This is a genomic window from Paracoccus sp. C2R09 (assembly GCF_018860625.1).
Taxonomy (GTDB): domain Bacteria; phylum Pseudomonadota; class Alphaproteobacteria; order Rhodobacterales; family Rhodobacteraceae; genus Paracoccus.
On the sequence record NZ_JAHKQB010000039.1, the window covers coordinates 1 to 13,532 of the forward strand.

Annotated in this window: 14 protein-coding genes; 6 read left to right on the plus strand and 8 right to left on the minus strand. The window is 62.2% G+C overall.

Annotation, left to right across the window (positions count from 1 at the left end; translation table 11 throughout):
- Positions 1 to 401 (plus strand): hypothetical protein (locus tag KO490_RS16055; protein ID WP_371822373.1); only part of this gene is annotated, 401 nt, incomplete at its 5' end.
- Between the two features lie 352 nt (positions 402 to 753).
- On the opposite strand, the gene KO490_RS16735 is transcribed toward KO490_RS16055, so the two are convergent.
- The 3 genes from KO490_RS16735 to KO490_RS16070 all read right to left on the minus strand — a co-directional run bounded on the left by KO490_RS16735 (position 754) and on the right by KO490_RS16070 (position 5,039).
- Positions 754 to 1,185 carry a nuclear transport factor 2 family protein gene (locus KO490_RS16735; RefSeq protein WP_371822374.1) on the minus strand — a complete coding sequence of 144 codons (432 nt, stop codon included), beginning with the start codon at positions 1,183 to 1,185 and terminating at the stop codon, positions 754 to 756.
- Between the two features lie 378 nt (positions 1,186 to 1,563).
- Positions 1,564 to 3,087: a calcium-binding protein gene (locus tag KO490_RS16065; protein WP_216020441.1), complete on the minus strand. Its 1,524-nt coding sequence runs from the start codon at positions 3,085 to 3,087 to the stop codon at positions 1,564 to 1,566.
- A 1,307-nt stretch (positions 3,088 to 4,394) separates the two neighbouring features.
- Positions 4,395 to 5,039: a DUF998 domain-containing protein gene (locus KO490_RS16070; RefSeq protein ID WP_216020442.1), complete on the minus strand. Its 645-nt coding sequence runs from the start codon at positions 5,037 to 5,039 to the stop codon at positions 4,395 to 4,397.
- Between the two features lie 268 nt (positions 5,040 to 5,307).
- Here KO490_RS16070 and KO490_RS16075 point away from each other — a divergent pair, with 268 nt between their 5' ends.
- The 5 genes from KO490_RS16075 (at position 5,308) to KO490_RS16095 (ending at position 9,589) form a co-directional block, all read left to right on the plus strand.
- Positions 5,308 to 5,661, plus strand: a complete 354-nt coding sequence (locus KO490_RS16075; protein WP_216020443.1) for a hypothetical protein — start codon at positions 5,308 to 5,310, stop codon at positions 5,659 to 5,661.
- Between the two features lie 185 nt (positions 5,662 to 5,846).
- Positions 5,847 to 7,526 carry a copper resistance system multicopper oxidase gene (locus tag KO490_RS16080; protein ID WP_216020444.1) on the plus strand — a complete coding sequence of 560 codons (1,680 nt, stop codon included), beginning with the start codon at positions 5,847 to 5,849 and terminating at the stop codon, positions 7,524 to 7,526.
- A 29-nt stretch (positions 7,527 to 7,555) separates the two neighbouring features.
- Entirely contained in the window at positions 7,556 to 8,269 is a 714-nt protein-coding gene (locus KO490_RS16085) for a copper resistance protein B (RefSeq protein ID WP_303463317.1), read from the plus strand.
- Between the two features lie 80 nt (positions 8,270 to 8,349).
- On the plus strand, positions 8,350 to 8,712 hold the full coding sequence (locus KO490_RS16090) for a copper resistance CopC family protein (RefSeq protein ID WP_216020445.1): 363 nt from the start codon (positions 8,350 to 8,352) through the stop codon (positions 8,710 to 8,712).
- A gap of 1 nt (position 8,713) precedes the next feature.
- Positions 8,714 to 9,589 (plus strand): copper resistance D family protein, encoded by an 876-nt coding sequence (locus KO490_RS16095; RefSeq protein ID WP_216020446.1) that lies wholly within the window; start codon positions 8,714 to 8,716, stop codon positions 9,587 to 9,589.
- Between the two features lie 54 nt (positions 9,590 to 9,643).
- Here the strand turns inward: KO490_RS16095 and KO490_RS16100 are convergent, their stop codons facing one another.
- The 5 genes from KO490_RS16100 to KO490_RS16120 form a co-directional block, all read right to left on the minus strand.
- Entirely contained in the window at positions 9,644 to 10,405 is a 762-nt protein-coding gene (locus KO490_RS16100; protein WP_216020447.1) for a MauE/DoxX family redox-associated membrane protein, read from the minus strand.
- Positions 10,406 to 10,416: 11 nt separating this feature from the next.
- Positions 10,417 to 11,241, minus strand: coding sequence for a DUF6692 family protein (locus KO490_RS16105; RefSeq protein ID WP_216020448.1), 825 nt, complete (start codon positions 11,239 to 11,241; stop codon positions 10,417 to 10,419).
- Between the two features lie 63 nt (positions 11,242 to 11,304).
- Positions 11,305 to 11,712: a cytochrome c gene (locus tag KO490_RS16110; RefSeq protein ID WP_216020449.1), complete on the minus strand. Its 408-nt coding sequence runs from the start codon at positions 11,710 to 11,712 to the stop codon at positions 11,305 to 11,307.
- Positions 11,709 to 13,088, minus strand: a complete 1,380-nt coding sequence (locus KO490_RS16115; protein ID WP_216020450.1) for a multicopper oxidase family protein — start codon at positions 13,086 to 13,088, stop codon at positions 11,709 to 11,711. The genes KO490_RS16110 and KO490_RS16115 overlap by 4 nt, the downstream gene beginning before the upstream one ends.
- 1 nt (position 13,089) lies before the next feature.
- On the minus strand, positions 13,090 to 13,518 hold the full coding sequence (locus KO490_RS16120) for a cytochrome c (RefSeq protein ID WP_216020451.1): 429 nt from the start codon (positions 13,516 to 13,518) through the stop codon (positions 13,090 to 13,092).
- Positions 13,519 to 13,532: the final 14 nt, after the last annotated feature.

Genomic DNA, 13,532 nt, shown 5'->3' on the forward strand with positions numbered 1-13,532 from the left:
GCCAGCTGTCCGAGTTCCGTTCGGGCGCGATGGGCGATGAAAGCAAGGTCACTTCGGGCGTCCGTCTGGACGGATCACTCGTTCTGGATCTCGTCGATTGGGCCGGTTCGACAGCGATGGGTGAGACGGTCCTGATCGATGTCGACGAGCTTATTGGAAGCTTCAGAAGCGTGCGGGTCGAGGGGCTGGGCATCAATCAAGATGCGCTGATCCGCATCGACTATGCCCAAGACGAGGTCACGCTGGTGCTGGGCGAGGACGGCAGTGGTAGCGGCATGGTTAAGATGGCCACCAGTGGCGTGGAAGCCTTCGTCGATTACAGCGACGATGCGGCACTGGCTCAGCTCTGGGATGCACTGGCCGCACCTGGGGTCCTAGTGATGGACGACCCGCTGATCTGACACGGCAGGGCGCAAAAGAACTCCGGGGCCCCGCAGGGCCCCGGACGATCACGCGGCGATACCAGGTCCAGGCGCGCTTGCGACGGCGCAGCAGGCCACCCATTCCCAGACCCGACAGCAGCAGGACCATGCCCGCCGGCAACGGCACGGGTGCAAATCGCGTAATACGACCGACTTCCAAGCACGAAAAAAACTTTGCGCAGCGAGCGAATGCTCGTGCAACATCGATCGATCCGATTAGGAACTAGCCTCTGGTCGCAGTAGAAAAAAAGTCGCTGTTAGGCAAACTACAACAAGAGTCGGCCCCGAGAAAGGCTATCAACTTGAGCCGATATGAAAGGATCCATTGCGATCAGTATCCCCTCTGAAGAACAATCGATCCTCCAGCCATTTGGAAAATTTGGCATCCACGATAGCCAAGGGCATCTTTCCACTCGAGTATCATCCACTCGCCATCTTCGTGAATATTGTCAACAGAGCGGGAAATTCTAGGCCTTGAAAATTCCTCAACGAAACCCCGAATGATCGCCGATTTACCCACAGAAAGCAGATTTTTAGTTTGAAAGTTTACTGCATGGTCAGCGTAGAGCATTGCCATAGTTTCAACGTGGCCCGTATTGAATGCCTCGACCCACTTGCGGAGAAGTTCTATATGACTCATCAACCTGACTCTTGCATTGCTTGCTTGTGATGCTCGTCTTGCCTCAGTTATCTGAGTTGGCGCGATAAATGCGCCGGCTTTTAGGTCAAATAGACCACACCTATCACGAGCCTTTGCCTTCATAGTGCCTAGCTATAGACTATAAATGTTAAATTTGGGTTAGGAATAAGCTGATGCGATCCACCTCCCCAGCATACGAGGTGTTCAGTCCAAGAAGTCCGCAGGCCAAGCTGGGAGAAATTTTTCTGGCCCAGGCACCCAGATCCTGCGGATGTGTTCGTATGGCGTAAGCCCACTAAGACTCTTGTGCTTGGTCATTGCGATTCCGTGGCTAACTTCTCCCATAAGGCATCCTTCCAGTCCTCTGAAAGAACCACACCATCAAATCGAGGAATCAAACACCTAATAGCAGATCACCCTTCAGCGAATGATCAAAAAAGCTAGGATCAAGCTCTACATGCGTAGCCTGACAATTTACGCACGCTGAGGCTGCGCGTCGAATCAGAGTAAGAAGTCAGTCTCTGCCAAACCGATTTGCCCCATAAGTAACACTGAAAAGTCGCTGCGGCCGTCCCCATCGACGTCGCCCGCAATGATGGTGTTTCCGCTCAGGTAGCGAAACCGAACCTGTCCCGCATCGCCCGAGAAGCCGTCCTGCCCGATAAAGTCGAAGGCCTGATTGCCGGTCGCGCTCGTATCGGCGTCTATTCCGCGTAGGTCGATCCGGTCCGACTGGGCGCTTCGAAAATCTGTGACGGTATCGCGAAATAGAGGTCCAATAGCGCTGTCCTTAATGCTGGCAAAGACGAAATGGTCACTGCCTGTGCCGCCTATCATGGTATCTCTTCCCAAGCCGCCTATCAGCGTGTCGTTCCCTGCCTGACCTTGCAAACGATCAGCTCCTACCTGGCCTGACAGCCTGTCGCCGCCATTGCCACCCCATAGGATATCAGCATGGTTGCCGCCGTAGAGCACATCGGAGCCATTAGCGCCAGCAAGCGTGTCACTGCCGTTATTTCCGAACAGAGTATCGTTTCCTCCGGCACCACCTAAAAGGTCGTTCCCGGCTTGACCCTGCAGAAGGTCGTTACCTATCTGGCCATAAAGTTTGTCATGGCCACTGCCGCCCCACAGGACATCGTTGTTGTATCCGCCAAATACTTCGTCGTCACCATCGGCACCGACAAGCGTGTCGCTGCCCTTCCCGCCGAACAGCGTATCGTTTCCAGCCCCACCGCCCAATAAGTCGCTGCCCAACTGCCCGTACAAGCGATCGTTTCCGAACTGACCGTATAGCCGATCATTATCGCTTCCACCCCACAGCGCGTCATCATGCCCGCCACCATAGAGGACGTCGGCGCCTTCACCGCCCCCGAGCGTGTCATTGCCGTTATTGCCATAGAGCACGTCATCGCCCGCTGCACCCCGTAGCGTATCGAAGCCTGCAAACCCGTCGAGCTTGTTTGCCGCTGCGTTCCCGAAAATGCGGTTCGCAAGCCCATTGCCCGAGCCATTTATCGAGGCGCCACCCGTAAGGATCAGATTCTCAACGTGATCGGCAAGCGCATAGTCCGATTCCGTGAAAACCAAATCAACGCCGCCTTTTCCGGATTCGACCACCAGATCGCCAGGTGTCACATAATAGATGTCGTTGCCCCCAAGTCCCATCAGCGTCTCGGCCTCGGAAGTGCCGCGCAAGACATCCGCCTTCTCCGTCCCTGTCGAAAGATTATCGTCGATAATATCGATCCTGGTGACTTGGGTCTGACGCCCATCGGCAAACCGCATTGTACCCGACAAGGTAATGGTCAGGTAAGCGGTCTCGACACGCTCCGCGGTCCCGTCGCGCATTGCAGTAATCGAGATGTATTCGGTGCGGTTGGAAGGCAAAGATGAAAGGGTCGATATGTACCCACTACCACTGGATCCACTGTAATCCGCCGCGTCTGCTGTGCCGTCGGTGACGTCATAGCGATAGGAGAAATGATGATCCGTCAAGCCACGGAAGCGAAGGGCCTGCAACACGCTTTCACCTTCTCGGAGTGTGATAGAAGGGGGCAGGTTCGCAGCATAAGTGCTAGACATGAAAAAACCTCAGTAGTTTCATAAAATCCCCGCGATTTCTCTATATGTACTAGATCTGGGGGTGGGCAGCCCACGTTTGCCGTGAGGAAACTTAGTATAGTTCCGCAAGGGTTAATAGAAAGTGTACACAACGATCGGTTTCATACTACAGGATCAATCCTGTAGACGTCCTCGATGATCACGCTTCGCCCCCCTCTTCGCCTTATACGAGCTCTGGAGCGGAAATTCTTAAGCAGTAGATTTCGAATACGGTGAGCGCGATGGCAAAAAGGAAAACTCTTGGGCACCCGTCTCGGGTGGTCACACACTTGTAGTCCCTGAGCCCTCCGGACATGATCTCGGCATGTATGCGCCGCTGCTCGTACTCAACGGCCGTCTTGTGCTGCTTGATGCAGGCGCCTGTACTCTTAAGTGTGAAGGCTTCTCGAAGCCAGTCGGCGTCATAGCCGCGCCCCCAGCCAACCAGCCGACTTTTGGCAGGGCACTGAGAGCTGCCTATACGCCGATGTAATCGCTGAATGGCCTTGCGGTGTCGAACTGATCGAGAGGCTGTCGTTGGCTGTTACAGGTGACATGCAGCATAATGATCATGCCGCCAGTCATCAGAAGAACAGCCCTCGAGCTTTTTCCTAATCTTAGAACTTCCGCCGAGCAGGCGTACACTCATCCCTTTCATACCTGCAGGCTCGCCGACCTGCGATAGGTCTTGAGATAGAGCACATTGATTATCTCGCTCGGCGTTTGGTAGGCATGAAATGCCATGGCTGTGCGGACGGCAGGGCTGAAGTAATCTTACAAAATGCAGTATGGATCGCTGACGGACATAGTGGCAGTTGTCAGACGGTAGCAGAGTGTGACGCCGAAACGCGATGACGGAAGCCTCCTCAGCCTCCGTGAGGACCGTCGAAGGAAGCTGCTTTGGGCCCGTCTCGAGGTCATCGACCGTCTACGGTTAAGGCCATTTCGTAACCGTCTCGAAATTAATCCCCAGCTCCTCGCTCAGCCTTGCGAACACCCTATTGCTGCCCCGACGCCATGCGTGACCGTAGCGCTTTCGTGGCCAATCTGGCCTATAAGGCACCCCCCTATTCGACCGGATCATACTATCAAACTGTGGGACCAAACACCCAACGATAGCTGGTCCCGGCTTGGTACTTGAGAAACGTACGCCGGTGCCATGCGATCGTTCGCCGCATCTTTCTCATGCCACTCGCATATTGGTCGACCGGGACTTCATGCACCCAAGATCAGTTGCCCGGCCTGCCTTGCCCGCGTCCAAGAAACATTGTTGCCAGCGTGATCACCGTCGTCATTGCGATAACACCCAGATAACGCTCGTAGATGCCATCTATATCACTGGGCAGCATGAAGAAGACCGGCGCCGAAATCGTCCACAGCACGGAAAGCCCGACCAGGATCTTGGCATATCCTGCCCCGCAGCGGCGCGCGCCCTCGGACATGCACCACGGCAAGACTGCCATCAGCACGCCGAGCGCATAGACGAGATAGCTGTGGATCACCACGCCGTCCTTGTCGTTGTCGCCATATTCGTTGCGGGCGCCCACAAGGAAGACGATCAGCCCCAGGATGGTGAACCCCACGATACCGAAGCTCCAGCGTCGGTTGCCCAGATGCACATGCGCGGCAAGCAGGGCGATGGATATGAGCGACGCCGAGAACGCATAAATGCCGATATCGACAATGAATTCGTATTTGCCCGCCCCCAGGTCGCTGATGGTGTCGGCGATCCAGTCGTGGTCCGGAACCACGAAATCCGCGATCAGGATCATTGCCGCGAAGATGATGCAGCCGATTATGGCATACCATCCCAGCAAGGTTATCAGCGCGGGTCTTTCCTGGATTGCGGCACCTCCCCCGGTTTCGGCCGTCATGCGGAATTCTCCTTCTTGTCAGATGACAACCAGATGCGCCGATGCTTTGTTCCCCGGGGTGGGGCGGACGTCAGATCGCGACCGCGATCGCGGCGTCATGCAGCGGATGTCGGGTCCGGCCCCGCCCGCAGGATCGCAGCCGCGGAAGCCAAGGTGACATCGGGCCAGGCCGTGCCCTTTGCCCACGGATCACCGGTCGGTGTCGCGCTTGCCACTTGACGGCCGACCCCATGGCGGTATTCATCGTCACGGAACGAAGGGAAGCTCGGTGATCGGTCGTATCCTCATCATTCTTGTCGCATTGCAGCTCGTGGTCACGAGCGCCTTTGCGCATGCGATGACAACGCCCCAGCATTGTTCGCTTCCGTCGGCCCAGCATTCGCACGACGCGGAATGTTCCGCCCCGGCGGAACAGGCGATCCAGATCGATGCGGGGACCGAACAGCAGCCCATGCCGACGGGGCTGCTGCATTGCGCCAGCGTCGTCTGCACGGCCCCGTTCGACAATGCCGCGATGGTCGAACCGCGCGACGATGTCCGCAATGCCGATCTGAACCCGGCCGAGCCTCGCAGGGCCCTGCAATCGGTCCTTCTGTCCCATCTCCGGCCTCCGCTGGTCTGAGCACGCCCTGACGGCGTCGATTGCCACGCGGCCCCTGCGGGCGCGTCCGGCAATCCGATCGAATGCGCGCATCCGGGTCGTCGACCCGCGCGGCATCTGATCCCCCCCCTCATCCTAACATCACCGCCCTTGCGGTGACCCCTTGATCGCGCGGTCGGCATTCGGCCTGCGCCCATGGAAAACACATGAGACATATCACATTGCTGCGGTCGCTGGCCGTGGTGCTGGGGCTTGGCCTCGGCATGCCTGCACAGGCCGACACCTACGACATCTCGGTCGACAAGATCCGCATCGATACCGGCGGCTTCGCCGGGACCGGGATCGGATATAACGGCCGCCAGACCCCGACCGTCCTGCATTTCCAGGAAGGCGAGGACGTGGTCATCCGCGTCAAGAACAACCTGCGCGAAAGCACCTCGATCCATTGGCACGGGCTGATCCTGCCCTTCCGCCAGGACGGCGTTCCGGGCATCAGCTTCAACGGCATCCGACCGGGCGAAACCTTCACCTATCGCTTTCCCATCAGGCAGGCGGGCACCTACTGGTTCCACAGCCATTCCGGCTTCCAGGAACCCGATGGCGCCTACGGGGCCATCGTGATCTCGCCCCGGAACGGCGAGACGGTCCGCGCGGATCGCGACTATGTGGTCCAGCTGACCGACAAGCACCCCCATAGCGGGTCGCGGATCTTCCGCAACCTCAAGGCCTCGGCGGATTACTACAACCGGGCACAACGCACGGCCATGGACCTGATCGAGGAGGCCGGCGCCGGCGGGCTGAAGGCGGCGATGCAGGATCGCAGGATGTGGGGCGCGATGCGCATGATGCCCACCGATATCGAGGATGTTCAGGGCTATGCCCCCCTGATCAACGGCGCCAGCACGCAGCAGAACTGGACCGGCATGTTCAAGCCCGGCGAAAAGGTGCGCCTGCGGCTGATCAACTCCTCGGCCTCGACCTATTTCGACATCCGGGTGCCGGGGTTGAAGATGACCGTGGTTCAGGCGGACGGCAACGACGTGAAGCCGGTGACCGTGGACGAACTGCGTATCGGGGTGGCCGAGACCTATGACGTCATCGTCGAGCCGCGCGAGGCCAAGGCCTATTCGATCATCGGCGAGAGCGTCGGACGGACTGCGATGGTGCGCGGGACGCTGGCCCCGGCCGCAGGGATGGTCGGTCCCTATTACCAGATGCGTCCCCAGCCCCTGCTGACCATGGCCGACATGGGCGGCATGATGTCGGGCAAGGACCATTCGGGCATGGACATGGGCGGTATGGACATGTCGGGCATGGATCATTCCGGGATGGACATGGGCAGCATGGACATGTCCGGCATGAACATGGGCGGGGGCATCCCCGTCGTTCCGTCCGAAGGGGCTCCGGGTGCGGCCTTCTATGCGCCGGGCAGCGGGCTGATCCCGACGGCGGCCAATGGCGGCAGGTTCCTGGGCTACGAGGATCTCACCGCGCGCCGCCCGCTCTATCGCGACCGGGCCCCCACGAGAGAGATCGAGATCCGGCTGACCGGCAACATGGAACGCTATATCTGGTCGATCAACGGCGTGAAATACGAGGATGCCGAACCGATCCGCCTGCAATACGGCGAACGCGTCCGGTTCAAGTTCGTCAACGAGACGATGATGGCACATCCGATGCATCTGCACGGGATGTGGTCCATCGTGGATACCGGCATGGGCGCGCTCGATCCCGTGAAGCACACGGTCAGCGTGGCCCCCGGAACGACGCTCTATACCGAGACCGAGGTCGATGCCCCCGGCCAGTGGGCCTTCCACTGCCATCTTTCCTATCACATGGCCGGCGGCATGTTCCGCAAGGTCATCGTCGAAGGGGGTCCGGCATGATCGGCGGGAAACTCCGGAAGGACGGCGCCGTGAGAACCGTCACCTTCGGGGCGGCCCTGTCGCTGCCCCTTGCGCTGGCCGCGGTATCGGCCGCGATGGCCGACCCGGCCATGTCCCCGACCGTCTGGGGCCTGCGGTCGGAAAAGCTTGAATACCGGATGGGCGACGAGGACGGCCTTGCCTGGGATTTCGAGGCATGGACCGGCGATGACGAACTGCGCCTGGTCTGGAAAAGCGAAGGCCTGCGGATCGAGGGCGGCGATTTCGAGGAGATGGAGAACGAGATCCGCCTGCAGAAACCCGTCACCGATTTCTTCGACGGCTTCGTCGGGCTGGCCGCATCGACCCCGGACGGGCTTCCCGAACGCTATCACGGGGTGGTGGGCGTGACGGGCCTTGCGCCCCAGTGGTTCGAGGCCGAGGCCGCGCTCTATGTATCGCGCCACCCCTATATCGGGGCCGAGCTGGAATACGAGGGGCTGCTGACCAATCGGCTGATCCTGACGCCCTCGGTGGAAATCGGGCTGCCGCTGGCGGACGACCCGGAACGCGAAATCGCGGCCGGCGGCGTCTCGGCCGAACTGGGCCTGCGCCTCAGCTACAACCTGATCGGTCGGGCCGTGTCCCCCTATGTGGGCGTGAATTACGAACGCGCCTTCGGCGGGACCGCCGACATCCTGCGCGATCATGGCCATGACGTGGACGAGCTGACCACCCTCGTCGGCGTCAACCTGATGTTCTGAGCATTCTGCGCCCCGCTTCGGCCCCGAAGGCCGGGACGGGGCGCAGTCCTTCGACCTTATCGATCAACAGGAGATATCCAATGAAACTGCGCCATATCATCACCTCTGCCGCGCTTACGCTTGGGCTGGCCCTGAATGCGGGGGCCGCGATCGCCCATGGCAAGGGCATGATGACCATGCCGGGCAACGGTCAGACCGTCGGCACGGATACCAAGGTCATGCACCTGATGTTCAGCGATCCCATGCAGATCACCACGGTCACCATGGGCGCCCCGGACGGCAAGACCTACCGGATCGACGGCCCCCCCGCCAACCGCGCCGTCAAGACCTGGGAAGGCAGGCTGCCCCGGCTTGCGCCCGGCAACTACCGGATCGACTGGCGCGGCATGTCGCCCGACGGTCACCCGATGAACGGCAGCTTCGGGTTCAGGGTCGCCGGCTGACATGGGCGGCGTGCTTGCCGCATTGGGGCCGATACAGATCGCCGCAATCCTCGTGAAGGCGGGGACATATGTCAGTGTCCTGCTTGCGGCGGGCTCGGTCATCAACCTGCGGCTTCTGACCGAACTGGACGCCATCGCAAGCCGCCGCCTGATGCGGCTTGCGACAGGGGCGGCGCTTGTGGGGATCGTGCTGGGCGCGCTCAGCATTCCGCTGCGGGCCGCCTTCCTCTATGGCGGGATGCCCGGCGCCACCGATGCGATGATGCTCGAGATCGCGCTGCTCAGCCCGCTCGGCCTGTCGGTCGAGGCGGGGATCCTGGGTCTTCTGGCCATCGCCGCGGTCGGGCTGGACCGGGAATGGACGGGGCCGGTCTCGATGCTGGGGGTGGTGCTGGTGGCCGTCAGCTTCGCGCTGCGCGGCCATGCGACCGAGGATCCGCGGCTGGCGCTGTCGGTGCTGTTCGTCATCCACGTCCTGGCCGCCAGCTTCTGGATCGGGGGGTTCTTCCCGCTCTATGACATGGCGGGGCGGGGGAATGCCGCGGCCGTCCGCACGGTCGAACGTTTCGGCCGGGCGGCGCTTGTCGTGGTGGGGCTGCTTGTCGGCGCGGGCGGCGTGATCCTGGTGATCCTGGCGGGCGATCCCATCGCGGTGCTGGCGCAGCCCTGGGGGCAGTTCCTGGCGCTGAAGCTGGTTGCGGTGGCGGTGCTTCTGGGGCTTGCGGCTCTCAACAAGCTGCACCTGACACCGGAGCTGGCCCGGACCGGGGACGGCACCGCGCTGCGGACATCCATCCGGTACGAGATCGCGGTCTTCGCCGCGATCCTGATCGTGACCGCGACCTTCACCTCGACCGTGGCGCCCGGCGGGATGTGACGCCCCTGCCCCGCGCAATGACGGGGCGGCGCCATGCCGCCCCGTTTCCGTCGCTCACATCCCCAGGGCGCGCAGCCCCATCCACAGGCCCATCACCATCATCATCAGGTTCTCGGTCAACGATATGAACCCGAGCGGCACGTTGGAATTGCCCCCCACGCAGGCGCATTTCAGTTCCCGCTTGTCGACATAGACGGCCTTGAACACGCTGACCGCCCCGATCGTGCCGATGAACAGCGCCACCGGCACCGAGATCCATGTCAGCACCCCCGCCGTCATCAGGATCCCGGCCAGCGCCTCGCCATAGGGATAGATCTTGCCATAGGGCACCCACCGCTTGGCCAGCAGGTCATAGTTCAGGAACATGGTCGAGAACTGTTCGACATCCTGCAGCTTCTGGATGGCCAGCACGGACATCGACAGCGAAATGAACCACTGGAAGCTGCGCCAGGTCAGCACCGTGCCGTATTGGTGCCATGAGAGCCCAAGCGCCAGCAGGGCACAGACGGAAAAGATCGCGATGACCGGCCGATAGGTGGTATCGCTCTGCTCCTCCTTGGGGGGGTCGATCCCCAGGAAGATGCGCAGATCGTCGTGACCGCCCACGCGCTGGCCGTCGATGAAGACCTGCGGGGTCGTCGCGACGTCATGCTCGCGCTTGAAGGCCTCGGTCTCCTCCTTGGTCGTCAGGTGGTGGTCTTCGACCGCGTATCCGTTCCGTTCCAGTAGGTCCTTGGACTTCAGGCCGAAGGGGCAGGTATGTTCGGTCATGACCATGCGATAGAGGATCGCGGTCTTGTCGGAATCCTTGGGCATCTCGGGCTCCTTCAATTGGTGCAATCGTATTGGCCGCGGAATCCGGCCTCGTATTCGGGGCCGGCGGTGATGACCAGGTCGCGCAGGCCATCGTCATCGGTCTGGCGCAGCTGGACTGCGATCGGATCCGCCGCGAAGCTGTCGCCGTCGCCCTCCAGCCGGACCAGGTCGCCGCTGATCTTGATCAGGGCCGCGCCCTCGGCGGACACCAGAACCGGCGGGCTGGTCTGGGTATAGGTGAAGCTGCAGCTTGCCCCGTCGGGAAAGACCTTGGCGATATCGGCATCCGTCAGCGATTCCGGGTCCACCTTCGACACGACCTCGCTGGCCAGGGCCTCTTGCGGGGTGGCGATTTCGGCGCCGGGGGTCTCGGGGCGGGGGGCGGCTTCGCCATTCGCCCCGATATCGGCAATGAGAAAGCGCATCTCGGCGATTTCCTTGTCCTGGGCATAGATGATGTCATCGGCCAGCGTCCGCACCCGCGGATCGGTGATCTGCGCCCGCGTCGAGGTCATGATCGCGATCGAGTGATGCGGGATCATCGCCCGCATATAGGCGCGGTCCTGCACGGTGACCTGGGCACGCACCAGCCAGAGCGCGCCCGCGAAGACAAGGATGGACCCCAGGAAGATCGCGATGTTCAGGCCGCGGTTCTGATACATCCCCAGCATGAAGGCCAGCATGACGAAGGCCATCACCGCCCCCATCACAAGGGCCATGTAGGCGCGGGTCTCGGACCAGAAGACGTGGCTGAGAAGGTAGGTGTTCAGATACATCAGTCCGAACATCAGCACCGTCGAAACGGCGATCATCAGGAAAAAGCGGGAATATGCCATGGATACCTCCGGGCTTGTTTCTGGGAACATCGTTTCGGGCATCGGGGATGTTCCGGTGGAAATTCAGTCTGCGACCCGTTCGCGACCCGAGACCTTCTTCTGGAAGGCGCGTTCGCGTTCGGGCCAGGTGGATTTGATGTAATCGAGGATGCGGCGGATCCGGGCATCGTCCAGCCTGTCGCCGAAACCCGGCATGGCGCTGTCATAACCGCCCCCCACCACGGTGGCCTTCCCCTCGCGCGTGATGCGCAGCAGAAGATCGTCGCCATGGTGCCAGGTATGGCCCGTCGCATCATGGGGCGGTGCGGCCAGGCGCCCGTCCGGGCCGCGGCTGCGCCAGTCCGCCTGACCCTCCAGGTCGGCCCCGTGGCAGGATGCGCAATGCTGACGGTACAGCGCGGCCCCATCCTGCGCCGCCGCTGCCTGGGCCAGGCCCGCCAGCGCAAGGGAAAGCAGCCGGGCCCCCCTCATGCGACCATCACCCAGTTCGTCATCCCCGAGGCGGCATGCCCCAGCATGTGGCAATGCAGCAGCCACTTGCCCGGGTTGTCCGCGACGAAGACGATTTCGGCCATGTCGTTCGGCATGACCAGCACGGTGTCCCGCAATGGCCCAAGGGTGCCGTCCGGGGCGCGGACGCGGAAATGCATCCCGTGAAGATGCATCGCATGGGGAAAGATCGTGTCGTTCGCCATCCGGATCCGCGCGGTCTCTCCGCGCGACAGGGTGGCGAAGGGCGCCGTTCCCAGCCCCACCTGCCCGGCCAGCGCCCAGAACTGGCCGTTTCGGACCAGCTCTCTCCAGCCCATGTCCTGTCCGTCGAACCGGGCCCCCTTCAGCCCGCGCATCGCGCCGCCCTGAAGCGGCATGTCCAGGACCGGGGCCGCCTCGATGCCGCCGATCTGCATCCGGGGGTTGGGCGGCAGGGGCGCGGGGCGGTCCCGCGCGACGGTTGCGGAATGCCCGGTCACCTCGATCGCGGCCAGCATGCCCCAGCCGTCATCGCCATCCGCAAAGCCGATCCCCGCCGCCGCGCCCGGTTCGGCCGTGACATCGACGATCAGGTCGATCCGCTGCGCAGGCGCCAAGACAAGCATGTCGGTCACGGGCACGGGTTCGGCCAGGGGCATTCCGTCCAGCGCGACCGTCCAGCCCCGAAGGCCCTCCAGTCGCAGCCCGAAGATCCGGGCATTGGCGGAATTGATCAGCCGCAACCGCAGCCTTTCGTTGCGCCCGGCCGACAGGCTGAAATCGTGCCGCCCGTTGACGCCCACCAGGTTGCCGGTGCGACCGCCATGGCTCAGCGTCATCGGGGCCGCGAAATTGTCGACGAACGATCCCGTGTCCGGGTCGATCAGCCAGTCCCCGATCATCAGAACCTCGTCCCGGTCGATATCGGGCGGGGCGCTTTCGTCGACGATCAGGGCCCCGGCAAGGCCGCGCGCGACCTGTTCGGTAGAATTGACATGGGCGTGATACCAATAGGTGCCGGCATCGGGCAGATCGAAGGCATAGTCGAAGCCCGCGCCCGGCGGCACGGCGTCCTGCGTCAGCCCCGCGACGCCATCCATCGCATTGTCGATGCGGATGCCGTGCCAGTGGATCGAGGTGGGCACATCCAGCGCATTGACCAGCCGCCGTTCCAGGCGACCGCCCTGCGGGGCCCGAAGCACCGTGCCCGGCAGCGTGCCGTCATAGGCCCAGACCGGCGTGGCCGGATAGGCATCGGGCGCCAGCTGGACGGTGGCCTTTCCCGCCGTCAGCGACCGCATCCCCTGCCCGAAGGCGGGGCGCAGCAGGGGCAGGGCGGCCAGGCCCGCGCAGAATCCTCGGCGTGTCGGTCCCATGTCACTCGATCCCGTTTTCGCGCTGCAATTCGCGGATATAGGCGATGATCGAGGCGACCTCGGCCCGGGCGACCTGCGTCTGGGGCGGCATGTCGCCGAACTTCCAGTGATGCGCGTTCACGCCGATGGCGGCGGCCGCCTGAAAGGACGGATCGCCGTGATGCGACGGCTCGTAGATCTCGTGGATCAGCGGCGGCCCGAAGCCCATCTTGCCGGCGGCGTATTCGCCGTGGCAGCTGGCGCAGACCTCGTCAAAGGCGGTCTTGCCCCGGGCGGCCTGCGGCGACAGCGTCTCGGGCAGCACGACCGCGACCATGGGCTCGGCCTGATGGGGATCTGCGGCCCCGTCCATCGCCGCAGGATGGGTGAAAGCATAGGCACCAAGCGCCACGCCGATCAGCGCGGCCCCTGCAAGGGCGAACTTCTTCATGAATTTATCCTGTC